Source organism: Exiguobacterium sp. s168 (assembly GCF_018619035.1).
Classification (GTDB): domain Bacteria; phylum Bacillota; class Bacilli; order Exiguobacteriales; family Exiguobacteriaceae; genus Exiguobacterium_A; species Exiguobacterium_A acetylicum.
On sequence record NZ_JACSNE010000003.1, the window covers coordinates 166827 to 188884 of the forward strand.

Here is a 22058-nt window from a genome sequence, read left to right on the forward strand (position 1 = left end):
GATGAAGGAAGCAGTAATCGTCGCCGGTGCACGGACACCGGTCGGAAAAGCAAAAAAGGGCGCATTCAAGTCGATGCGCTCGGATGAATTAGCAGGCATCGCCATCCAGGAAACGTTGAAACGGTCCGGTTATACGGGAGCGGTTGATGACGTCATCCTCGGATGTGCCTTACCGGAAGCAGAGCAAGGGATGAACATCGCCCGCTACGCTTCCGTCCTCGGTGGATTATCACATGAGGTACCGGCGATCACAATCAACCGGTATTGCTCAAGTGGACTACAATCGATCGCTGACGCGGCGATGAAGATCATGACAGGGCAAGCAACTGCGGTCGTCGCTGGTGGACTTGAATCGATGAGTCAAGTTCCGATGCCGGGTCACGTCGTCCGACCTAATCCGTCGATCGTCGACACGGCACCAGAGTACTACATGAGCATGGGGCATACAGCAGAGCAAGTCGCTGCAACCTATAATGTCTCACGGGAAGATCAAGATGCCTTTGCCCTGAAGAGTCACCAAAAAGCAGCAGCAGCCATCGCGGCGGGTAAGTTTGCTGACGAGATCGTCCCGGTAACGGTGACGGAACAATTCGTCAACGATGAACTGAAAATCGAAGAGAAGACATTCGTCGTCGAGCACGATGAAGGTGTTCGTCCGGATTCGTCACCGGAAGGTCTCGCGAAACTTCGCCCAGCGTTCCGTCTTGGCGGTAGCGTCACGGCAGGGAACTCTTCGCAGACGTCAGACGGTGCCGCTGCCGTCCTCGTCATGGAACGAGAAGAAGCAGAACGGCAAGGGTTACCGATTCTCGGTAAGTTCAAATCGTTCGCGGTCGGTGGTGTCCGTCCGGAAGTGATGGGGATCGGACCAGTCGTCGCGATTCCGAAGGCACTTGACCTCGCAGGTATCACGCTTGAGGACGTCGGGTTGATCGAGTTGAACGAAGCGTTCGCTTCGCAGTCACTCGGTGTCATCCGCGAACTTGGATTAAACGAAGACATCGTCAACGTTAATGGTGGAGCGATCGCCCTCGGTCACCCACTCGGTTGTACAGGAACAAAACTCACATTGACGCTCTTGCATGAAATGAAACGCCGGAATGTCCAGTATGGTGTCGTCTCGATGTGTATCGGTGGCGGAATGGGCGCAGCAGGTGTATTCGAACTAGTTGAAGGAGGAACAGGACAATGAGCCAAACGACAAACGAATTAATCAAAGGTGGCAGTTTCGTATTAGATGAGTTAGTACCAGAACGTCTCTTCACACCAGAGGATTTCTCGGAAGAACACAAAATGGTCGGTGACATGACAGCGAAGTTCGTTGAAGATCGTGTCGTTCCAGTTCTTGACCGGATCGAAAAACATGAGTTCGAATTGTCCGTCGGTCTCCTCCGCGAAGCAGGCGAGCTTGGTCTACTCGGAGCAGACGTTCCGGAAGCATACGGCGGTTATCAGATGGATAAGATTTCGTCTTCGATCATCACGGAGAAGTTCGCACGTGGTCGTTCATTCGCCCTCAGCTACGGCGCACACGTCGGAATCGGTTCGTTGCCAATCGTCTTCTTCGGAAACGAAGAGCAAAAGCATAAATACTTGCCGAAGCTCGCTTCAGGGGAGTGGATCGCTTCGTACGCGTTAACGGAACCAGGCTCTGGTTCGGATGCTCTTGGTGCCAAAACGACGGCTGTCTTGAACGAAGCTGGTACGCACTACATCTTGAACGGTGAAAAACAATGGATCACGAACGCTGGTTTCGCAAGCTTGTTCGTCGTCTACGCAAAAATCGACGGTGACAAGTTCACAGCCTTCCTCGTCGAAGGATCGTATCCAGGCGTCTCGACAGGCGTCGAGGAACAGAAGATGGGAATCAAAGGATCATCGACACGGACGTTGATCTTACAAGATGCAGAAGTACCAGTCGATAACGTCCTTGGTGAGATCGGACGCGGTCACGTCATCGCTTTCAACATCTTGAACGTCGGTCGTTACAAATTAGCTGTCGGTGCTGTCGGTTCGTCAAAACGGGCGATCGATCTCGCAGTCCAGTACTCGAACGAACGGAAACAGTTCAAGACACCAATCAGCTCGTTCCCATTGATTCAAGAAAAACTCGCGACGATGGCAGCACAGACGTATGCGATGGAGAGTTCGGTCTACCGGACGGGTGGTCTGTTCCAAGACAGTCTCGATCAGTTGTCTGAAGAAGAGAGCAAGGACGGTAAGAAAATCGCCGATGCAATCGCGGAGTACGCGATCGAGTGCTCGATGAACAAAGTCTTTGCTTCGGAAACATTTGATTACGTCATCGATGAAGCGGTCCAGATTCACGGTGGTTATGGCTTCATGGCAGAATATGAAGTCGAGAACATGTACCGCGATTCGCGGATCAACCGAATCTTCGAAGGAACGAACGAGATCAACCGTCTCCTGGTGCCTGGGACATTGCTGAAGAAGGCGATGAAAGGCGAGTTGCCGTTGCTTGCGGAAGCACAGCGTCTGCAACAAGAAGTGATGAGCTTCATGCCGACAGAAATCGGAACAGCACCACTTGATCGCGAACGCCACTTACTCGCGATGATGAAGAAAATCTTCTTGTTGACTGCCGGAACAGCGGTCCAGAAATACCAGGACAAACTCCAAGGTGAGCAAGAAATCTTAGCGAACACAGCCGACATCATGAGTGCGATTTATGCGCTGGAGTCAGCAATCGTTCGGACGGACAAAGCGATTGCCGACAAAGGGATCGAGAAGAGCGAACTGAAAGTCCGTTACACGGAAGTCTTCGCGCAACAAGCGTTCGAAGCTGTCGAGCGTGACGCGAAAGAGACACTCTACGCGGCAGCGAGTGGCGACGAACTCCGGATGTTGCTCTCAGCGCTGAAAAAATTCAGCCGTTATCAGCCAATCAACGTCATCGGTACGAAACGTGACATCGCGAAACGCCTCATCGAGTCAAACAAATATACGGTCTAAGTCAGGTTTACCGCTTCGCCTTTGCAGGGAAAATCTCTGTAAAGGCGAAGTTTTTGGTTGGAGGAGGAAAACGAGATGCGCCAAGAATTGGTTGAACTGCAATTTGCGATTGCCTACTATCAATCCCTTGAACGTTTGACGCCGGAAGAGTGGGATCTGCCGCTCGCCCTTAACAAGTGGACCGTCCTTGAGTGCGTCAGTCATCTGTATTTATGGGACCGGTTTTATTACGATCATGCCATCTCGAAATTACCGGACGAACCGTTGACACTCGTCGAGACGGATTTTGATCAGTTCAATCGACTGGCGGTCGAATATGCGCATCATATCGATCCGCTTGCTTTGTTGAAAAAAGCGATCAGTGTCCGGCGTGACATCGTCAATCACCTTGACCGTCTGTCTGACGAGCAGTTTGAAGCAACCTATGAGGATTTCCGACCACTTACATTCGTCGAGTCGTTCGTTGCCCATGACGCCCATCACCAAGATCAGATTGACGGGGCGCTCGCACGCTTGAAGCAGAAGTGATCCATCTGCTACTCTTTAAGGTGAGGTGATGAACATGACAAAAACAGTCACGATGTACGGCTACCCGAAATGTAGTACGTGTGTCAAAGCGAAAAAAGCACTCGAACAGCACGGTGTCGAAGTGGACTACAAACATATCGTCGAGGAGACACCATCTGCAACGACGATCCAGGAACTCCATCAAAAAAGTGGAGAGCCGTTGAAGAAATTCTTCAACACGAGTGGTCAATCGTACCGTTCGCAAGGAATCAAGGATAAACTTCCAGAGTTATCGGAAGACGAGCAATACAAGTTGCTCGCAAGTGACGGCATGTTGCTGAAGCGTCCAATCGTCACAGACGGGAAAGACGTTACGATCGGTTTCAAGGAAGAAATGTATCAAGGAAAATGGTATTAAGTTCAGAGTCGATTTTGGTATACTGAACACGTTAGTCCAAATTAGTCCACAGGGGGAATCGGAAATGAGTCAAGTAAAAGACAACTTACGCTATTCGGAAGAACATGAATGGGTCGAAGTATCAGGAAACAAGGCGCGCATCGGAATCACGGATTTCGCGCAACACGAACTCGGGGATATCGTCTTCGTCGAATTGCCTGAAGTCGGGGATACGATCTCAGCAAACGAGCCATTCGGTTCAGTCGAGTCGGTCAAGACAGTCTCGGAATTATACGCACCGATCTCTGGTAAAGTCGTTGCCATCAACGAAAACCTTTCGGATTCCCCAGAACTCGTCAACGAGTCACCATTCGAAGGCGCTTGGATGGTCGACATCGAAATCGAAGATGCTTCACAAGTCGAGGCATTGATGGACGCTGCAGCGTACAAATCGATGATCAACGAGTAATACTTAACGAAAAGAGAGTGAACGAGGCGCTTGCGTTTCGTCCGCTCTCTTTTTTTTGTATACTGACGACAGATACCACGAAGAAAGGAGCGACCGTCATGCAAGAGGTCACGACCGTCCCAGAAAACGGGCTATTGTATGTCTATGCACCGATGTGCGGGACATGCGCCATTGCGGAACGTATGCTCGATATCGTCGAAGCGACGGAATCAGGTCAATCGATTCAGAAGGCGAACGGGAATTTCATTCCGGATTTCTTAGAAGAAGCCCGTGTCATGAGTGTTCCTGCGTTGTTGCGAATTGAAGAAAACCAAGTCGTAGAGCGACTTTATGCTTTCCAGTCCGTTCAAAACGTCTTTGCTTTCTGTCAAGAACGGTAAGAAAAGTCCGACTGGATTTTTCTTTTTGTTAAATTGTCGAAATATTTACAATAATCCGTTGACAACGCAGAAATATGAATGGTATATTCATAACAACTTCTAGAAATGCATTATAGGAAGTCTAGCAGAGATGATTGTTCAATACGATTCAAGTCCTGAACCCTTTCTCCCATCCTAAGCCGGTGTATTGTTCCCCCTTAAGTCGTCCCCCAAAGACGAAGCGGTGCAATGAACGGGTGGTGGATCGAAAGGACCGATCAGGAAGTGAACGTAAGCTGGCGATCATGTCGAACAGGCGCCGTCCTCCACGCGGAAGAGCGAACAATTCCGAATGGAGCTGGGTTTTCCTTCGTAGCATTTCTAACCACATTATTCGTGTTGTCGGTTCGCCGGCAACGCCTTTTTTTGTTTTCTGGAAGTTTTTTGAGCCGGTCGCTTGCCAGGATAGAATCTCCTTGCTACAATGCGAATATGGAAAATTACTTTAATTCATATCCGATTACTCGGAATTAACTGGTGAGATGGAGGACGACAAGGCATGACAGTACGTTTTATGGATGTTTTCACAGAATGGGCATCGACGTATGACGAGACAGTAACCGGACATGATCCGGAGTATAAAGAGGTTTTTCGTCGATACGATGAGATTTTGAATACAGTAGCGGATAAAGCGCAGTCGCCGGTCATTGAATTCGGAGCAGGCACAGGGAACCTGACACAACGTCTTCTGGCACGTCACGACTCCGTACTCGCCGTCGAACCAAGTCCGGAGATGCGGGCAATCCTGACGGAAAAGATTCCGTCGCTTGCTGTACAAGATGGTCACTTCCTCTCGTTCGAAGCGAAGGAAGCACGCAGTTTCGTTTCGACGTATGCGTTTCATCATCTAACAGATGAGGAAAAGGGAGAAGCAATCGAACTGATGGCATCACATTTACCGGCAGACGGAAAAATCGTCTACGCGGATACGATGTTCGTCTCAGAAGAAGCACGCCAGCAAACGATCCGTGAAGCACGTGCTCAAGGGTTCGACGCGTTAGTGGAAGATCTCGAACGCGAATTCTACCCGTTGATTCCAGTCATGGAAGAATTGTTTACATCACGCGGGTTCACTGTTAAATTTATACAATACAATCACTTCGTCTGGCTCGTAGAAGCCGAGAAAATGGGGGAATAAATCATGGCACTTCAAAAAATGAACGTCGAAAGCTTTAACCTGGATCATACGAAAGTCAAAGCACCCTATATCCGCGTCGCGGGTTATAAAGAAGGTAAAGTCGACCAAGTCGTCAAATACGATATCCGTTTCACGCAACCAAACGTTGAGCAAATGCCGATGCGTGCGATGCACACACTCGAGCACTTACTTGCTGAGAACATCCGCAACTACTCGGATGATGTCATCGATGTCTCGCCGATGGGATGCCAAACAGGTTTCTACATGGCGATGATGAACTTTGACTCGGTCGAAAAAATGAGCGAACTCGTTGAGAAGACGTTGAAAGACGTCCTCGCAGCAGAGGAGATTCCAGCGCAAAACGAAGTCCAATGTGGATTTGCGAGCGCACATGACCTCAAAGGAGCGAAGCACTATGCCGAGAAAATGCTTGCCGGTCGTGATGAATGGGACATCGTCTTCGGATGATCGCGAACAACGTCCGCGACCTCGTCGGAAACACACCACTCTACGAGATCACTTCATTCGATTTGCCTGCTGGTACGCGCATTTTGGCGAAGCTCGAATGGATGAACCCTGGGGGCAGCGTCAAAGACCGCCTTGGCATTCAACTCGTTGATGCAGCAATCGAAAACGGACATGTGACACCAGGCGGTACGATCATTGAGCCGACAGCCGGGAATACCGGCATCGGCTTGGCGCTCGCCGCTAAAAAATACAATCTTCAAGTCATCTGTGTCGTTCCGGAAAAATTCAGTCAGGAAAAACAGACGTTGATGCGGGCACTCGGCGCAACCGTCGTCAACACGCCGACTGAACTCGATATGCAAGGGGCTATCGACCGGGCAAAAGAACTCGGTCAGGAAATTCCGAACAGTTACGTTCCGTTACAATTCGAAAACGAAGAGAACCCAGTCACGTATCAGCGGACACTCGGTCCTGAGCTGATTGCGGACTTGCCGCACATCGACTGGTTCGTTGCCGGTTGTGGTTCAGGTGGTACGTTCGCCGGAACAGCGGACTTCTTAAAACAACGTCTCGGTACAAAAGCAGCGATCGTCGAACCGGAAGGCTCCGTCTTAAATGGTGGTCCAGCCGGTCCGCATAAGACAGAAGGCATTGGAACAGCGAAATGGCCAAGTCTCGTTCCGCGTGAACTCGTCGACGAGATTCATACGATTTCTGACCGCGATGCATTTGACGCGGTTCATACACTCGCTGCTCGCGAAGGATTACTCGTTGGTAGTTCAGCAGGTGCAGCGCTCGTTGCTGCGCTTGATATCGCGAAGCGTCACCCCGGCAGTACGATCGTCACCGTCTTCGCAGACAGTGCCGAACGCTACTTAAGCCAACAAATCTTTGAAAAGGTGGACGAAACTCATGCGTAAGAAGACAGCATTGATTCATGGAGGAACAGGTGTCGACCGGGCAACAGGAGCCGTCACACCTCCGATCTATCAAACAAGCACATACAAGCAGGATAAAATCGGTCAACTTAAGGACGGATACGAATACTCACGGACAGCGAACCCAACACGGACGAGCATCGAACGATTGATTGCGGATCTCGAGGGCGGCGCACGTGGTTTTGCCTTCGGTTCTGGGATGGCAGCGATCCATGCCGTCTTCCACTTGCTTGAGTCTGGCGACCACATCGTCATGACGGATGACGTCTACGGTGGTACGTTCCGCTTGATGCAACGCGTCTTACCAAAGTTCAACATCCAAGTGACATTCGTCGATACGACGGACCTTGCAGCGACGGAAGCAGCGATCCAAGACAACACGAAGATCGTCTACGTCGAAACACCGACGAACCCGTTGTTGAAAGTAACGGACATCGCAGCCATCGCAACGATTGCCAAACGTCACGATCTTAAACTCGTCGTCGACAACACGTTCGCGACTCCATATCATCAACAACCACTCGCGCTTGGTGCAGACATCGTCTTGCACAGTGCAACAAAATACATCGGCGGACACTCGGACGTCGTCGCTGGACTTGTCGTCGTCAAAGATGATGCGCTCGGCGAAGAGCTTCACTTCATCCAAAACTCGACAGGCGGCGTACTTGGACCGCAAGACAGCTTCTTGCTCGTCCGTGGTCTTCGTACACTCGGTATCCGGATGGATGCGATCGAAGAGACAGCACATGATCTCGTTGCGTTCCTACAAGCGCAAGATATTGTCTCAAACATCTTCTACCCGGGACTTGCATCGCATCCTGGTCACGACATCCAAGCGAAACAAGCGACTGGGTTTGGTGGGATGATCAGCTTTGATGTTGGTTCAGCAGCGAATGCAGAAAAACTCGTCGAGGCGACACACTTCTTCACACTTGCTGAGAGTCTTGGTGCCGTCGAGAGTCTGATTTCCGTTCCGGCACGGATGACGCACGCGTCGATCCCAGCAGAGCGTCGGGCAGAACTCGGCATCACAGACGGTCTCGTCCGGATTTCAGTTGGACTTGAAGACGCGGAAGATTTGAAAGAAGACTTAACGCGTGCTTTCACGTTCCTCGAAAAAGTTTCTGAAAAAACTGTTTGACAACAAAAATAACCCCTGCTAATATTCAGAATATATTCTACAAACTTAATACCGAAACTCTTATCGAGAGTGGTGGAGGGACTGGCCCGATGAAACCCGGCAACCGCGGATCTAATCCGAAGTGGTGCTAATTCCAGCAGACAAAAGTCTGGGAGATGAGAGCAAATGGTTTTGTGTACTGAAAAGTGCGCGCGTTTGCTCTAAAACGCGCGCACTTTTTTTATTTTAGGAGGGACAGTTGTGATTCGTTTACAAGACGTAGGAAAGATTTATCGCTCAAAGCGCGGAGCGGTCGAAGCCGTCGCGAATGTCGATCTGACAATCGAGCGCGGTGAAATTTTTGGAATAATCGGTTATTCCGGAGCAGGGAAATCGACCTTGATCCGATTGCTGAATATGCTTGAAGCACCAACGAGTGGTTCGATCCAAATCGATGGTGTTGAGATGACATCACTAAAACCAAAGGAATTACGAGGCGTCCGTAAGAATGTCTCGATGGTCTTCCAACATTTCAACTTATTGTGGTCACGAACAGTTGAAGAGAACATCATGTTCCCACTCGAGCTCGGTGGCTTCCCGAAAGCACACCGCAAGGAACGGGTAGCGGAACTGATCCAACTCGTTGGTTTGGACGGACGCGAAAAAGCCTATCCGTCACAATTATCGGGTGGTCAAAAACAACGTGTCGGTATCGCTCGGGCACTGGCATCGAACCCGGACGTTCTCTTATGTGACGAGGCAACAAGTGCACTCGATCCGAAGACGACGGACTCAATCCTTGAGTTACTCGTTGACATCAATGAAAAACTGAAACTGACGATCGTCTTGATCACACACGAGATGCACGTCATTCAAAAAATCTGTCACCGGGTCGCCGTCATGGAAGCCGGTAAAATCGTCGAGCAAGGACCGGTCGCAGAGGTCTTCCGTCATCCGAAGCAAGCGATGACGAAGGAGTTCGTCAAACAATTGACGTCGCCTTCGGAAAACGAGTTGACGTTCGCGAAACTACGCGAACGGTACCCAACCGGAAAAATCGTTCAGTTGACGTTCGTCGGATCAACAGCGGAAAGCCCGATCCTCGCGGAAGTCATGAAGGATTCACCGGTCCTGTTCAACATCATCGGCGGAAACGTCGGTCAATCACAGGAAGGGGCACTCGGTACACTGTTCATTCAGTTGATCGGGGAAACAGAAGCAACACAAGCGGTCATCACGAAGCTTCAAGCCAGTGATGTTGAAGTGGAGGTGGATCACCGATGATTTCATTCTTTGACAACCTAGATTGGGACATGGTGTGGGAAGCGACAGGCAGTACCGTCTATATGACGGCAATCGCTGGGTTTTCAACATTCGTTCTCGGTTTGATCATTGGTTTACTATTGTATGCGACAAACGAAGAGTTATTGTTCAAGAATCGGGCGTTCTATTCAGTGTTGAGCTTGATCGTCAACGTCTTCCGTTCGATTCCGTTCATCATCTTACTGATCTTATTGATTCCATTTACGACAGCGATCGTCGGTTCGTTCCTCGGACCAACGGCAGCATTACCGGCACTGATTTTCGGTGCTGCACCATTTTACGGTCGGATGGTTGAACTCGCGTTACGTGAAGTCGATAAAGGTGTCATCGAGGCAGCTGAATCGATGGGGGCGACGAAGTTCCAAATCATCTATAAAGTCTTAATCCCGGAAGCGTTGCCTGCCATCGTTTCTGGTATCACGGTCACACTCGTCTCACTTGTCGGTTATACGGCAATGGCCGGAGTAGTCGGCGGAGGTGGACTTGGGGACATGGCCTTTATCGAAGGATTCCAGCGTTCTCAAAACGATGTCATCGTCATTGCGACACTCTTAATCTTAGCGATCGTCTTCGTCATCCAAATCATTGGTGATTTGCTGATCCGTGCGATCGATAAACGTTAATTCGAAACTTAATCATATTGGAGGAATCATTCATGAAAACTTGGAAAAAATTCGTAGGTACTGCTGCTGTATCCGTCTTAGCTATTAGTCTTGCTGCATGTGGCGAAAAATCATCAGGATCAGACAGCGACGACAAAACACTTGTCATCGGTGCTTCAAACGTACCGCACGCTGAGATTCTTCAGCACGTTAAAAAAGAATATGAAGCAAAAGGTTACAAGCTTGAAATCAAGAAGTTCCAAGATTACGTACTTCCGAACAAAGCGCTCGCTTCAAAAGAAATCGATGCGAACTACTTCCAGCACGTACCGTATCTTGAGCAACAAGAGAAAGAAAACAAATCGTATAAGTTCGCGAACGCAGGTGGCGTCCATGTTGAACCACTCGGTATCTACTCGAAGAAATACAAGTCACTCGATAAGTTGCCAAACGGTGCAACGATTCTGACGAGCTCAAACGTCGCGGAACGCGGTCGTGTCTTGACATTCCTTCAAAACGAAGGATTGATTAAGCTCAAAGACGGTAAAACGACAGATGCACAACTCGGTGATATCGCGGAGAACCCGAAGAAACTCAAGTTCAAGACGAACATCGAAGCATCGCTGCTTCCGCAAGCTTACAAAAACAATGAAGGCGACGCCGTTCTTATCAACACGAACTATGCGATCGATAACGGTCTGAACCCGTTGAAAGACGCAATCGCTTCAGAAGATGAGTCGTCACCATACGTCAACATCATCGTTACACGTGACGGCGATGAAAAAGACAAACGTGTCACAGCACTTCTTGATGTTCTGCACGAGAAGAAAAACCAAGATTGGATCCTCGACAAGTACAAAGGTGCAGTCGTTCCAGTCAGTAAATAAGTTCACCGAATCCGGCATCCTTCCTATATAATGGAAGGATGCTTTTCATTTGTCTGAAACAGGGGTTAGGGGGAATCATATGCAACGCATTCGTCAACTGCATCCGTTGACACTCGGGGTCTTGTTTGGAACGTTTTTCTCGCGTCTCGGAACGTTCATCACGATGCCGTTCTTCGCCATCTACATGACGACCGTTTTGAAATTCGATCCGGTCGATGTCGGCTGGGTCCTCAGTATCTCAGCGATCGCCAGTCTCGTCATGAGCTTCATCGGCGGTACATTGTCGGACCGGTATGGTCGCCGGGCGATGATGCTCGCCGGAACGATTGGGTTCGCGATCGTCTTCATTGCGCTGGCACAAGTCGAGACGTTCTGGGCGTTCTTTACGCTCAGTGCCTTGAACGGTGTCTGTCGCTCAATCTTCGAGCCATCCGCTCGTGCCTTGATCAGTGATACGACGGACGAAGCAAACCGATTATTCGTCTTCAATATCCGTTACGCGATGATCAACATCGCAGCAGCGATCGGACCGGGAATCGCTTTACTGCTGAGTGCGGGGAACACGTCCGCGACGTTTTACATCACGGCGTTCGTCTATATCGTGTACGGGGTGATGATCGGTATCTTATTCAAACGCCATCCGATTACCGAGACGCATGGTGGGAAAAAGGTGTCGTTCGGAGCGACGGTTCGTCTGTTGCGGACGGATATCGCCTTTACGCTGGCACTCGCCGGTATCATCTTCGGCGTCTTCGGCTACAGCCAGTTCAACTCGACCTTGCCACAGTTCTTGACGGAGACGTCACTCCTTGAAGGCGGGAAGACACTCTATGCGATCTTGATCACGATCAATGCGATCACCGTCTTGATCGTGCAGTATCCGATCATGAAGTTTGGTGTGAAGACGTCACCGCTCGTCTCGATCACGACCGGGATTGCGACTGTTGCGATTGGACTGTTCGTCATGGGGAATGCAAACACGATCTGGTTGATGATCGTCGCAATGTTCATCTTCACATGCGGGGAAGTCATGATGTTCACGATGACCGACATCTTGACCGATCGGTTTGCCAAACCGGAATTACGGGGCAGTTATTTCGGGGCGATGGGCTTAACATCAATTGGGCAATCTATCGGTCCGATCGCCGGAGGACATTTGTTAAGTTTATATGGAGCGGACCGTCCGTTACCGATTTTCGGGATATTAGCGGGCTTGACATTATTCGGAATACCACTACTCTTACTGTCACAACGGATTCATCGGGGTTCGACGATCGAGGAACTGGAGGAACCGGTGAAACTTTCGAATGATTCTCAACAAAACGCATGATTTTGAGAAAAATCAGCGAGCGATGACGCTTGAATAATACGCCATGTTTCTTTAAGATTAGAATGATACTAAATTAGTAACGCTCGTGTTCTGAATCGTCAGTCACGAAATGAATAGATGGAGGGATTCTAACATGAAGGCTTCACACTTGAAGATTGAAGATCTACACGTCGCGATCGACGGCAAGGAAATCTTGAAAGGCGTCAACTTGGAAATCAAAGGCGGGGAAATCCACGCGGTCATGGGACCAAACGGGACAGGTAAATCAACACTCGCATCAGCATTGATGGGTCACCCATCGTACGAAGTGACATCTGGTTCAGTCACACTCGACGGCGAAGACGTCCTCGACATGGAAGTCGATGAGCGCGCACAAGCAGGTATGTTCCTCGCAATGCAGTACCCAAGCGAAATCAGTGGTGTCACGAACTCCGACTTCCTTCGTTCAGCGATCAACTCGCGCCGCGAAGAAGGCGATGAAATCTCACTCATGAAGTTCATCCGTGAGCTCGATTCACAAATGGGTCTTCTCGAGATGCCTTCAGAAATGGCACACCGTTACCTCAACGAAGGTTTCTCTGGTGGAGAAAAGAAACGTAACGAAATTCTTCAAATGATGATGCTTAAACCAGCGATCGCGATTCTTGATGAAATCGATTCAGGTCTTGATATCGATGCATTGAAAGTCGTTGCAAAAGGTGTCAACGAAATGCGTTCACCTGAATTCGGCTGCTTGATCATCACGCACTATCAACGTCTCTTGAACTATATCGAGCCAGACTTCATCCACATCATGATGGGCGGAAAAATCGTCATGTCTGGTGGTAAAGAACTCGCACACCGTCTCGAAGCAGAAGGTTATGACTGGGTTAAAAAAGAACTCGGCATCGAAGACGTCGAAATCGAAACAAAAGCGTAAGACGAGGGAGGAAGCATGATGACTGTAGAACTGAATCTTGCAGTAAATCGCGAGGCAGTGGCAGAACGTGCGACTCGCTTAGGGGAACCATCTTGGATGGTCGCAAAGCGTCAAGACGCGCTTGATCTTGCCCCAACGCTCGCATTGCCAAAAGTAGAAAAAATCAAGATCGAAGGCTGGAACTTCACAGAAGGTACGACGGAACTTGAAACCGTCACTGGTCTTTCTTCAGATATCGAAGCATTGATCGGCGAAAACCGTGATCACATGCTCGTCACGCGTAACGGACAACTCGTCCACGCGCAAAACAGTGAAGCGGCGAACGGCGTCATCTTCACGACGCTCGAAGACGCATTAAAACAACACCCGGAACTCGTCGAGAAGTACTTCATGACTGAAGGTGTTCAAGTCAACGAAGATCGTCTTGCGGCATTAAACGCAGCACTTCGTAACAGCGGTACGTTCCTTTATGTACCAAAAGGCGTCAAGCTGTCTGTACCGATGCAAGCAATCTACACGCTTGAGCAATCAGGCGCTGCCCTTTACCATCACGCAATCATCGTCGCAGATGCTGACAGCGAATTGACGTATATCGAAAACTTCGTCTCTTACGGTGACGAAGCGCATAACGTCAACGTCGTCACAGAAGTATTCGTCGAAGACAACGCAAAAGTTCTCTTTGGTGGTGTAGATACACTATCTAAGGGTGCCATCACGTATATGAACCGTCGCGGTGTCGTCAAACAAGGCGCGAAGCTCGAATGGGCACTCGGTCACATGAATGACGGTCACACGGTTACAGAAACAAAAACACACCTCGTCGGAAACGATTCGTTCTCAGATACGAAAGCCGTTACGGTCGGTCGTGGAGAGCAAAAACAAAACTTCAACGTCCGTACGGACCATTTCGGCAAAGGATCAGAAGGTTTCATCTTAATCCACGGTGTCCAAAAAGACGCAGCAACATCGATCTTCAACGGAACGTCGATGATCCATCACGGCGCTTCGAAATCAAACGGCGTTCAAACGGAACGTGTCCTCATGTTGTCTGAAAAGGCACGTGGTGATGCGAACCCAATCCTCTTGATCGATGAGGATGACGTCATGGCAGGACACGCGGCATCTGTCGGTCGTGTCGATGAACTACAACTCTACTACTTGATGAGCCGTGGCCTTTCACGGAAGGAAGCAGAACGCCTCGTCGTTCACGGATTCCTCCAGCCAGTCGTCTCGGAACTTGCGATTGACTCGGTGAAAGAACGTCTCGTTCAAGTCATCGAAGGGAAAGTAAACTAATATGGGAATCGATGCATCCATCCGCAATCAGTTTCCGATCCTCGACCAACAGGTCAACGACCGGAAACTCGTCTATCTCGATAGTGCGGCCTCTTCGCAGAAGCCGCTCGTCGTCATCAATGCGATTGACGACTACTATAAGACGATTCATTCGAATGTGCACCGTGGCGTCCATACGCTCGGAACACGAGCGACGGATGCGTACGAAGGTGCGCGTGAGAACGTTCGTCGTTTCATCCAGGCGCAACACCATGAAGAAATTATCTTTACCCGCGGCACGACGACGGCGATCAACATCGTCGCGTCAAGCTACGGCATGGAGCATGTCGAAGAAGGCGACGAGATCGTCGTCACGTACCTCGAACACCATGCGAATCTCATTCCGTGGCAACAAGTCGCTAAACGCAAAAAAGCGAAGTTAAAATACGTTGATTTGACAGCGGATGGTCGCGTGACGGTCGAAGCGGTCGAAGCACAACTGTCTGACCGGACGAAGATCGTCGCGATGGCACACGTCTCGAACGTTCTCGGTACAATCAATCCGATCAAAGAAGTCGCTCGTCTTGCGCACGCTCGCGGTGCCGTCATGGTCGTCGATGCTGCGCAAAGTGCACCGCATCAGCGGATCAATGTCATGGATCTCGATTGTGACTTCCTCGCCTTCTCTGCACATAAGATGTGTGGTCCAACAGGCGTTGGTGTCCTTTACGGGAAAAAGGCATTACTCAATGCGATGGAACCAGTCGAATTCGGTGGTGAGATGATTGATTACGTTGGTCTTGAAGAGTCGACGTTCAAACCGTCTCCATATCGTTTCGAAGCGGGTACACCAATCATCGCTGGTGCCGTTGGTTTATCAGCAGCGATTGATTTCTTAGAAGAGATTGGTCTAGAGAACGTCGAAGCACACGAACGTGAACTCGCGCAGTACGCGATGGCACAAATGCGTGACATCGACGGACTCACGATCTACGGTCCGGAAGAACGCGTTGGACTCGTCACGTTCAATCTCGGTGATGTCCATGCACATGACGTCGCAACCGTCCTTGATATGCAAGGAATCGCGGTTCGCGCCGGTCACCATTGTGCACAGCCCTTGATGCGTTGGCTCGGAGCGAGCTCGACGGCTCGCGCTAGCTTCTATCTCTACAACACGAAAGAAGAGGTTGACGCACTCGTGACAGGACTTCGCCAAACGAAGGAGTATTTCAGTCATGGATTTTAACAATCTCGATCACTTGTATCGTCAAGTGATCATGGATCATTATAAAACTCCCCGAAATCGCGGTGCGATCGAGGGGGGCGTCACGATCGACATGAACAATCCGACGTGTGGCGATACGATTCGTCTCCAGCTCGCGATTGAAGACGATGTCGTCCGTGATGCGAAATTTGACGGGGAGGGCTGCTCGATCAGCATGGCGTCTGCTTCAATGATGACGCAACTCGTCAAAGGGAAGACTATCGAAGAAGCCTTACGACTCGCGGATATCTTTTCGGACATGGTCCAAGGAAAAGACTATGACGACGAATCGTTCGACCTCGGGGACGTCGAGGCACTCTCGGGTGTCACGAAATTCCCGGCACGGATCAAATGTGCGACACTTGCCTGGAAGGCGCTCGAACGCGGCGTAGAAGAAGGGAAGTAAACTTCGGTCACAAGCAAGTAAGAGGAGGAAATGAACATGGCAAAGAACATGCCGGAAATTGGCGATTATAAATATGGTTTCCACGATCGCGATATCTCGATCTTCCGTTCTGGACGTGGCTTGACGACTGAAGTCGTCGAAACGATCTCGAAAATGAAGGAAGAACCACAATGGATGCTTGATTTCCGTTTGAAATCACTCAAGATCTTCAACGAACAAGCAATGCCAGCGTGGGGTGGCGATCTCTCAGAATTGAACTTCGACGACATCACGTATTACGTCAAGCCGTCTGAACGAGCAGAGAAATCGTGGGATGAAGTACCAGAAGAAATCAAACGTACGTTTGACAAACTCGGTATTCCAGAAGCAGAGCAAAAATACTTGGCAGGTGTCTCGGCTCAGTACGAGTCAGAGGTTGTCTACCACAACATGAAGGAAGATCTCGAAGAAATCGGTGTCGTCTTCAAAGATACAGATACAGCCTTAAAAGAGAACGAAGATATCTTCCGTGAGTACTTCGGAAAATTAATCCCGCCAACAGACAACAAGTTCGCAGCCTTGAACACAGCGGTCTGGTCAGGTGGATCGTTCATCTACGTACCAAAAGGCGTCAAAGTCGACACGCCGCTTCAAGCCTACTTCCGTATCAACTCGGAAAACATGGGTCAATTCGAGCGGACGTTGATCATCGTTGATGACGAAGCATCGGTTCACTACGTCGAAGGATGTACAGCACCGGTCTACACGACGAACTCGCTTCACTCAGCGGTCGTTGAGATCTTCATCAACAAAAACGCTTACTGCCGTTACACGACAATCCAAAACTGGGCGAACAACGTCTACAACCTCGTTACGAAGCGTGCGATCTGTGAAGCTGGCGCAACGATGGAATGGGTCGATGGTAACATCGGTTCGAAACTGACGATGAAATACCCAGCCGTCATCCTCAAAGGTGAAGGTTCACGTGGTATGACATTGTCAATCGCAATCGCTGGTAAAGGTCAACACCAAGATGCGGGTGCGAAGATGATTCACTTAGCACCGAACACATCGTCGACGATCGTCTCGAAGTCGATCTCAAAACACGGTGGTAAAGTCACGTATCGCGGTATCGTTCACTTTGGACGTAAAGCGACAGGTGCACGTTCGAACATCGAATGTGATACGCTCATCATGGATAACCAATCGACGTCGGATACGATTCCGTACAACGAAATCCTCAATGATAACATTTCGCTCGAGCACGAAGCGAAAGTCTCGAAGGTCTCGGAAGAGCAATTGTTCTACCTCATGAGCCGCGGGATCTCACAAGAGGAAGCAACGGAAATGATCGTCATGGGCTTCATCGAGCCGTTCACAAAAGAACTTCCAATGGAATATGCGGTCGAAATGAACCGTCTCATCAAGTTCGAGATGGAAGGTTCAATCGGATAATTCGTTTTACTCTCTCATCTGCGGATGAGGGAGTTTTTTTCATGAAATGGTTATTCGGGTAAAGAGTGAAAAAGGAGGGATTACTATGCGTGACATCGTCTATTCCTTTCAAGTCTCGCTCGACGGTTATATCGAAGATGCGTCAGGCAGGATCGATTTCGCTTCACCGGATGCGGAATTACATCAGTATTTCAATGACTATGAGAAAGCGTTTGATACGCATGTCTACGGACGTCGTTTGTACGAGATGATGCAATACTGGGAGACAGCGGATCAGGAAGACGAGCCGATTATCGTTGAGTATGCGAAAACCTGGCAGGCGCTTGAGAAGGTCGTCTTCTCACGGACGCTTGACGCTGTCGAAGGAAAGACACGACTAGCGAATCAGTCGCTTGCCGAGGAACTTCAAGCATTAAAAGCCTTGCCTGGAAAACAGATTGCGATCGGTGGGGCGACGCTTGCTGCTGAAGCAATTGAGCTTGGACTCGTCGATCGCTATCATGTTGTGATCTACCCCGTTCTACTCGGTAGTGGAAAACGGATGTTTCCAGTGTTCAATCAACCACAGACGCTACGGTTAGTCGAAACACGCGTCTTTGCTTCCGGATGTATCGCATTATCTTACGAAAAAATCTAGTCTTTACAAAAAGAGTCTCTTATTTCAAAAGGGATTCTTTTTCGTTACATCCGATAAAATTTGGATATTATCATTTAATTTGGACGAAAATAGATTATAATAACTTTTGTGAAAAAATATATAAACATGATTAAGGTGTGAAAAAATGAAATTTTATCAAGAAATTCCTGTCATTCGATCGATTGCGGCAATCATGGTCGTCGCTGTCCATGTCATCGCCGGTTTGTATCATTCGAAAGGGGAATTCGAAAATGAAGCGATTGGTTACATCGATCAATTTTCTCGGATTGGTACGCCGATCTTTGCCATCATCAGTGCGTTTCTGTTGATGTCGATGGTCCAGCGCAAAGGATTCGATTTCGGAACATTCGTCAAGTCACGTTTCTCTAAAATCTTTATTCCTTACCTGATTTGGAGCACGATCTACCTCGTGTATCGTTATCATGTAGAAGATAGTTTAAAACCAGGTATGCCGCTATCGGATTACTTCCTTTATGGAACAGCAAATTTCCATCTGTACTTCATTTTGACGGTACTTCAGTTTTATGTCGTATTTCCGGTACTTGCACGACTTAAGAAAGGAACATTGCTGCTTGTCGCGACAGTGGCGGCGATGGTTGTCAACTACTTCTGGCTGACTTCAGGAAGCTTAACGACAGACATCGAGTTTCTTGATCGACTCGTTAATAGCCGATCTTTCTTACTCAATTGGATTGCCTATTTCATGATGGGGATTACATATGCCGTCTATTATGAAGAGATTCAACAGATTCTAAAGCGTCATCGGACAATCTTATTGCTGATCAGTGGATTGATCATCCTTGATATTTGGGTCAGTATCGACCTAGAGCGGACGTACACGTCGACGAACATTTCGAACCTTGTGTACATCCCGTTCGTCCTCGTCGTCTTGAACTACGTCTTCCGCCGTGTCCAGACGGATGCGACAGCGATGCGCATCTTCCAGACGATCGGAACGCATTCGATGGGGATCTACCTGATTCATCCGCTCGTCATTCGCGGAATCGGTCGAACGGATCTCTTCGCTTACTTCGACTCTGCGAGTATGTTCATTTGTGCGATGATCGTCACGCTTGCGGCTTCGATTTCTGTCTCTTATGTGATCAGTTTATTGCCGTACGGAAACTATATCGTTCCGGTTCCAAAACGAAGAGCTCCTGCTCCGAAAATCGTCGAGGCACAGTCTATTGCTTCATGATGAGAACGGTGACTAGGCATCCTTTTCCTTCCTGCATGAGTAGGGAGGAGAGGGATGTCTTTTTTCTGAAAAAAGAGTGTTTGCTTAGGAAGCATCGAAGAAGAAATCCCGGATTCTGCTATGCTATGATGAATAAGTAGAATAGAACATACAAGGGGGAAGAGAGCATGATATATATCGGTGTCACGGGCTGGGGAGATCATGATAGTCTCTACTTGACCCCGCAAGATCGTAAAGAAAAACTGGCTGCTTATGCCGGTCATTTTCCAGCGGTCGAAGTCGACTCGACATTCTATGCGATTCAACCGGAACGAAACTATGAGAAATGGACATCCGAGACGCCGGACGGGTTTCGCTTCATCGTCAAGGTTCACCGGGCGATGAGTGGGCACGACCGGGATAATAAAGATCCGCTCGGACCGATTTTTGAACAATATATCGCGTCGATCGAACCGATGCGAAAAAGTGGAAAGATTGCGGCGATCCTCGTGCAGTTGCCGCCCTGGTTTGATGTCAGCAAAATGCACTTGGAATATTTGCAAACGATTCGAAAATCACTTGCCGGACTGCCGGTCGCGATCGAGTTCCGAAATCCATCGTGGTATTCGGAAGCTTATCGTGAGCGGACGCTCCGTTTTCTGAAGGAACATCAGTTCATTCATACGATTTGTGACGAACCGCAGACGGAAGATGGTTCCGTACCATTCGTACCGGTCGTGACGCAGGAGACGGCATTCATCCGCCTCCACGGACGAAATAAAGCCGGTTGGTTAAAGAAACCCGGTCAAAGCAGCGAAGATTGGCGAAAAGTCCGCTGTCTCTATCGGTATTCGGAAGACGAGCTACAAGAACTCGCAAGTCACGTCCGCGACGTTGCAGCGGAAGCAAAAGATGTCTATGTTTTCTTCAATAACAACTCAGCAGGAGATGCTGCCCCGAATGCGAAACGATTAATCGAGATTCTCGATCTCGACTATGAACTCGCGCCGCGACAAATCTCTTTGTTCTAAATCATCAAGGGGGGCTTCTGCATGAAGTTACACATCATTCACTATAATGATTTGCACTCACACTTCGATATGTGGCCTCGCTACATGTCCTTCGTCAAGGAACACCGGACGTACGATTCGCTCGTTTTTGATCTCGGCGATCATGCGGACCGTGTCGATCCAGCGACGGAAGCAACAAAAGGAAAGATCAATACGCATCTACTGAATGCGTTGATGCCGACTGCCGTGACGATCGGGAACAATGAAGGCATCACGTTTCCGCATGACTGGTTAGCGAATCTCTATACGGAAGCGGACTTTCCGGTCCTCGTCTCGAATTTAGAAGCACCGTTCGCCAAGCAAGGAGTCATTCACGAATTACCGACCGGCAAAGTCGGCGTCTTTGGTCTGACGGCACCGTATGTTGAACTATACGGTTTACTTGGTTGGACGATCGAAGAATCGTTTGACGTCGCAGCGCGTGAAATCGAGCGGTTGCGTCAAGAAGTCGACGTCTTGATTTGTTTAAGTCATCTCGGTTTCTATCAAGACGAAGAACTCGCAATGCGTTTTCCGGAACTTGATTTGATCATCGGTGCGCATACGCACCATGTCCTTGATGACGGTGTCGTCAAGAACGGTGTCTTGATCACCCAAGCGGGAAAACATGGACAATATGCAGGTGAGATCTACATGAATACGGATACGGGTGAGAAGGAAGCGGTCCTTCACTCCTTGCACGATTACGCCGAGGATGAAGCGACGGCAAAATTGCTCGACCGGGAACAGTATCTTGCGGAACAACAGATGAAGGAGCCGATTGGCGAGACATCGGGTCTAGCCAATGACTGGTTCAGCGAGTCGCCATTCTCACAATTGCTTGTCGAGACGATGCGCGACTGGTGTGATGCGGATATCGCTTGTGTCCCGGCAGGCATTCTGCTTGGGTCACTTCCACCAGGTCCTGTCTCTGCCTTTGATTTACATCGACTCTGCCCGCACCCGATCAATCCCTGTAAGGTGACGATGACCGGTGTGGAAGTCCAAACTTTCCTCGACGAAGTCAAGACAGATCAGTTCGAACAACTAAAGGTTCGTGGTCTCGGTTTCCGTGGTAAGTTGATGGGGCGGATGCATTATGCTGGTTTGGCGGAACATCAACCGCTTGAGCCAACGCGAAACTATACGGTCGTCTTGCCGGATATGTTCACGTTCGGTCCACTCTTCCCAGCGATCAAAGAAATGCCAAAAGAATACTTCATGCCGGAATTGTTACGGGATTTATTGTTTGAACGCTTATCGGAGAAGTCGGAATATAATGAATTGCCTGTTCGCAAACCCTGA

Annotated in this window: 23 protein-coding genes and 1 riboswitch; all 23 genes read left to right on the top strand. The window is 49.3% G+C overall.

Going from position 1 to position 22058, the window contains the following annotated elements; translation table 11 throughout:
* Position 1: 1 nt before the first annotated feature.
* The 23 genes from KNQ15_RS03560 to KNQ15_RS03670 all read left to right on the top strand — a co-directional run bounded on the left by KNQ15_RS03560 (position 2) and on the right by KNQ15_RS03670 (position 22058).
* Positions 2 to 1192, top strand: coding sequence for an acetyl-CoA C-acetyltransferase (locus KNQ15_RS03560; protein ID WP_087681307.1), 1191 nt, complete (start codon positions 2 to 4; stop codon positions 1190 to 1192).
* Positions 1189 to 2973 carry an acyl-CoA dehydrogenase family protein gene (locus tag KNQ15_RS03565; protein WP_214727827.1) on the top strand — a complete coding sequence of 595 codons (1785 nt, stop codon included), beginning with the start codon at positions 1189 to 1191 and terminating at the stop codon, positions 2971 to 2973. The genes KNQ15_RS03560 and KNQ15_RS03565 overlap by 4 nt, the downstream gene beginning before the upstream one ends.
* 75 nt (positions 2974 to 3048) lie before the next feature.
* Positions 3049 to 3501, top strand: a complete 453-nt coding sequence (locus KNQ15_RS03570; protein WP_047393402.1) for a DinB family protein — start codon at positions 3049 to 3051, stop codon at positions 3499 to 3501.
* A gap of 34 nt (positions 3502 to 3535) precedes the next feature.
* On the top strand, positions 3536 to 3898 hold the full coding sequence (locus tag KNQ15_RS03575) for an arsenate reductase family protein (protein ID WP_023469169.1): 363 nt from the start codon (positions 3536 to 3538) through the stop codon (positions 3896 to 3898).
* Positions 3899 to 3962: 64 nt separating this feature from the next.
* A complete protein-coding gene (gene gcvH / locus KNQ15_RS03580) occupies positions 3963 to 4346 on the top strand; it encodes a glycine cleavage system protein GcvH (protein WP_029342437.1) in 384 nt (127 codons plus the stop codon).
* A gap of 98 nt (positions 4347 to 4444) precedes the next feature.
* Positions 4445 to 4726 carry a thioredoxin family protein gene (locus KNQ15_RS03585; protein WP_023469167.1) on the top strand — a complete coding sequence of 94 codons (282 nt, stop codon included), beginning with the start codon at positions 4445 to 4447 and terminating at the stop codon, positions 4724 to 4726.
* Between the two features lie 538 nt (positions 4727 to 5264).
* Positions 5265 to 5903 (top strand): class I SAM-dependent methyltransferase, encoded by a 639-nt coding sequence (locus tag KNQ15_RS03590; protein WP_214727829.1) that lies wholly within the window; start codon positions 5265 to 5267, stop codon positions 5901 to 5903.
* Between the two features lie 3 nt (positions 5904 to 5906).
* Positions 5907 to 6371, top strand: coding sequence for an S-ribosylhomocysteine lyase (locus KNQ15_RS03595; protein ID WP_023469165.1), 465 nt, complete (start codon positions 5907 to 5909; stop codon positions 6369 to 6371).
* On the top strand, positions 6368 to 7291 hold the full coding sequence (locus KNQ15_RS03600; RefSeq protein ID WP_214727857.1) for a PLP-dependent cysteine synthase family protein: 924 nt from the start codon (positions 6368 to 6370) through the stop codon (positions 7289 to 7291). The genes KNQ15_RS03595 and KNQ15_RS03600 overlap by 4 nt, the downstream gene beginning before the upstream one ends.
* Positions 7284 to 8450 carry a bifunctional cystathionine gamma-lyase/homocysteine desulfhydrase gene (locus tag KNQ15_RS03605; protein WP_214727831.1) on the top strand — a complete coding sequence of 389 codons (1167 nt, stop codon included), beginning with the start codon at positions 7284 to 7286 and terminating at the stop codon, positions 8448 to 8450. Before KNQ15_RS03600 ends, KNQ15_RS03605 begins: the two co-directional genes overlap by 8 nt.
* A gap of 57 nt (positions 8451 to 8507) precedes the next feature.
* Positions 8508 to 8612, top strand: a riboswitch (SAM riboswitch).
* 78 nt (positions 8613 to 8690) lie between these two features.
* Complete coding sequence (locus KNQ15_RS03610) at positions 8691 to 9713, top strand: methionine ABC transporter ATP-binding protein (RefSeq protein ID WP_023469162.1); 1023 nt, start codon at positions 8691 to 8693, stop codon at positions 9711 to 9713.
* A complete protein-coding gene (locus tag KNQ15_RS03615) occupies positions 9710 to 10375 on the top strand; it encodes a methionine ABC transporter permease (RefSeq protein WP_214727833.1) in 666 nt (221 codons plus the stop codon). The genes KNQ15_RS03610 and KNQ15_RS03615 overlap by 4 nt, the downstream gene beginning before the upstream one ends.
* A 32-nt stretch (positions 10376 to 10407) precedes the next feature.
* Positions 10408 to 11241, top strand: coding sequence for a MetQ/NlpA family ABC transporter substrate-binding protein (locus KNQ15_RS03620; RefSeq protein ID WP_214727834.1), 834 nt, complete (start codon positions 10408 to 10410; stop codon positions 11239 to 11241).
* 79 nt (positions 11242 to 11320) lie between these two features.
* Positions 11321 to 12571 (top strand): MDR family MFS transporter, encoded by a 1251-nt coding sequence (locus KNQ15_RS03625; protein ID WP_214727836.1) that lies wholly within the window; start codon positions 11321 to 11323, stop codon positions 12569 to 12571.
* 133 nt (positions 12572 to 12704) lie between these two features.
* Positions 12705 to 13490 (top strand): Fe-S cluster assembly ATPase SufC, encoded by a 786-nt coding sequence (sufC, locus tag KNQ15_RS03630; protein ID WP_023469158.1) that lies wholly within the window; start codon positions 12705 to 12707, stop codon positions 13488 to 13490.
* Between the two features lie 18 nt (positions 13491 to 13508).
* Positions 13509 to 14786, top strand: a complete 1278-nt coding sequence (sufD, locus tag KNQ15_RS03635) for a Fe-S cluster assembly protein SufD (protein WP_214727859.1) — start codon at positions 13509 to 13511, stop codon at positions 14784 to 14786.
* A gap of 1 nt (position 14787) precedes the next feature.
* Positions 14788 to 16011 (top strand): cysteine desulfurase, encoded by a 1224-nt coding sequence (locus KNQ15_RS03640; protein WP_029342428.1) that lies wholly within the window; start codon positions 14788 to 14790, stop codon positions 16009 to 16011.
* Entirely contained in the window at positions 16001 to 16435 is a 435-nt protein-coding gene (gene sufU / locus KNQ15_RS03645; protein ID WP_023469155.1) for a Fe-S cluster assembly sulfur transfer protein SufU, read from the top strand. Before KNQ15_RS03640 ends, sufU begins: the two co-directional genes overlap by 11 nt.
* Positions 16436 to 16471: 36 nt before the next feature.
* Positions 16472 to 17869 carry a Fe-S cluster assembly protein SufB gene (gene sufB / locus KNQ15_RS03650; RefSeq protein ID WP_023469154.1) on the top strand — a complete coding sequence of 466 codons (1398 nt, stop codon included), beginning with the start codon at positions 16472 to 16474 and terminating at the stop codon, positions 17867 to 17869.
* An 85-nt stretch (positions 17870 to 17954) separates the two neighbouring features.
* Entirely contained in the window at positions 17955 to 18506 is a 552-nt protein-coding gene (locus KNQ15_RS03655) for a dihydrofolate reductase family protein (protein WP_214727838.1), read from the top strand.
* 145 nt (positions 18507 to 18651) lie between these two features.
* Complete coding sequence (locus KNQ15_RS03660; RefSeq protein WP_214727840.1) at positions 18652 to 19725, top strand: acyltransferase; 1074 nt, start codon at positions 18652 to 18654, stop codon at positions 19723 to 19725.
* Positions 19726 to 19892: 167 nt separating this feature from the next.
* Positions 19893 to 20735, top strand: coding sequence for a DUF72 domain-containing protein (locus KNQ15_RS03665; RefSeq protein ID WP_064299457.1), 843 nt, complete (start codon positions 19893 to 19895; stop codon positions 20733 to 20735).
* A 21-nt stretch (positions 20736 to 20756) separates the two neighbouring features.
* Positions 20757 to 22058, top strand: a complete 1302-nt coding sequence (locus KNQ15_RS03670) for a bifunctional metallophosphatase/5'-nucleotidase (protein ID WP_214727842.1) — start codon at positions 20757 to 20759, stop codon at positions 22056 to 22058.

Excerpts from the sequence above, each read along its gene's own strand:
- sufC (WP_023469158.1), top strand. The coding sequence starts at position 12,705 with ATGAAGGCTTCACACTTGAAGATTGAAGATCTACACGTCGCGATCGAC.
- sufD (WP_214727859.1), top strand. The coding sequence starts at position 13,509 with ATGACTGTAGAACTGAATCTTGCAGTAAATCGCGAGGCAGTGGCAGAA.
- KNQ15_RS03620 (WP_214727834.1), top strand. The coding sequence starts at position 10,408 with ATGAAAACTTGGAAAAAATTCGTAGGTACTGCTGCTGTATCCGTCTTA.
- KNQ15_RS03600 (WP_214727857.1), top strand. The coding sequence starts at position 6,368 with ATGATCGCGAACAACGTCCGCGACCTCGTCGGAAACACACCACTCTAC.
- KNQ15_RS03575 (WP_023469169.1), top strand. The coding sequence starts at position 3,536 with ATGACAAAAACAGTCACGATGTACGGCTACCCGAAATGTAGTACGTGT.
- gcvH (WP_029342437.1), top strand. The coding sequence starts at position 3,963 with ATGAGTCAAGTAAAAGACAACTTACGCTATTCGGAAGAACATGAATGG.
- KNQ15_RS03605 (WP_214727831.1), top strand. The coding sequence starts at position 7,284 with ATGCGTAAGAAGACAGCATTGATTCATGGAGGAACAGGTGTCGACCGG.
- KNQ15_RS03660 (WP_214727840.1), top strand. The coding sequence starts at position 18,652 with ATGAAATTTTATCAAGAAATTCCTGTCATTCGATCGATTGCGGCAATC.
- KNQ15_RS03570 (WP_047393402.1), top strand. The coding sequence starts at position 3,049 with ATGCGCCAAGAATTGGTTGAACTGCAATTTGCGATTGCCTACTATCAA.
- KNQ15_RS03590 (WP_214727829.1), top strand. The coding sequence starts at position 5,265 with ATGACAGTACGTTTTATGGATGTTTTCACAGAATGGGCATCGACGTAT.
- KNQ15_RS03585 (WP_023469167.1), top strand. The coding sequence starts at position 4,445 with ATGCAAGAGGTCACGACCGTCCCAGAAAACGGGCTATTGTATGTCTAT.
- KNQ15_RS03670 (WP_214727842.1), top strand. The coding sequence starts at position 20,757 with ATGAAGTTACACATCATTCACTATAATGATTTGCACTCACACTTCGAT.
- KNQ15_RS03560 (WP_087681307.1), top strand. The coding sequence starts at position 2 with ATGAAGGAAGCAGTAATCGTCGCCGGTGCACGGACACCGGTCGGAAAA.
- KNQ15_RS03565 (WP_214727827.1), top strand. The coding sequence starts at position 1,189 with ATGAGCCAAACGACAAACGAATTAATCAAAGGTGGCAGTTTCGTATTA.
- KNQ15_RS03615 (WP_214727833.1), top strand. The coding sequence starts at position 9,710 with ATGATTTCATTCTTTGACAACCTAGATTGGGACATGGTGTGGGAAGCG.
- KNQ15_RS03665 (WP_064299457.1), top strand. The coding sequence starts at position 19,893 with ATGATATATATCGGTGTCACGGGCTGGGGAGATCATGATAGTCTCTAC.
- KNQ15_RS03640 (WP_029342428.1), top strand. The coding sequence starts at position 14,788 with ATGGGAATCGATGCATCCATCCGCAATCAGTTTCCGATCCTCGACCAA.
- KNQ15_RS03625 (WP_214727836.1), top strand. The coding sequence starts at position 11,321 with ATGCAACGCATTCGTCAACTGCATCCGTTGACACTCGGGGTCTTGTTT.
- KNQ15_RS03655 (WP_214727838.1), top strand. The coding sequence starts at position 17,955 with ATGCGTGACATCGTCTATTCCTTTCAAGTCTCGCTCGACGGTTATATC.
- sufB (WP_023469154.1), top strand. The coding sequence starts at position 16,472 with ATGGCAAAGAACATGCCGGAAATTGGCGATTATAAATATGGTTTCCAC.
- KNQ15_RS03595 (WP_023469165.1), top strand. The coding sequence starts at position 5,907 with ATGGCACTTCAAAAAATGAACGTCGAAAGCTTTAACCTGGATCATACG.
- sufU (WP_023469155.1), top strand. The coding sequence starts at position 16,001 with ATGGATTTTAACAATCTCGATCACTTGTATCGTCAAGTGATCATGGAT.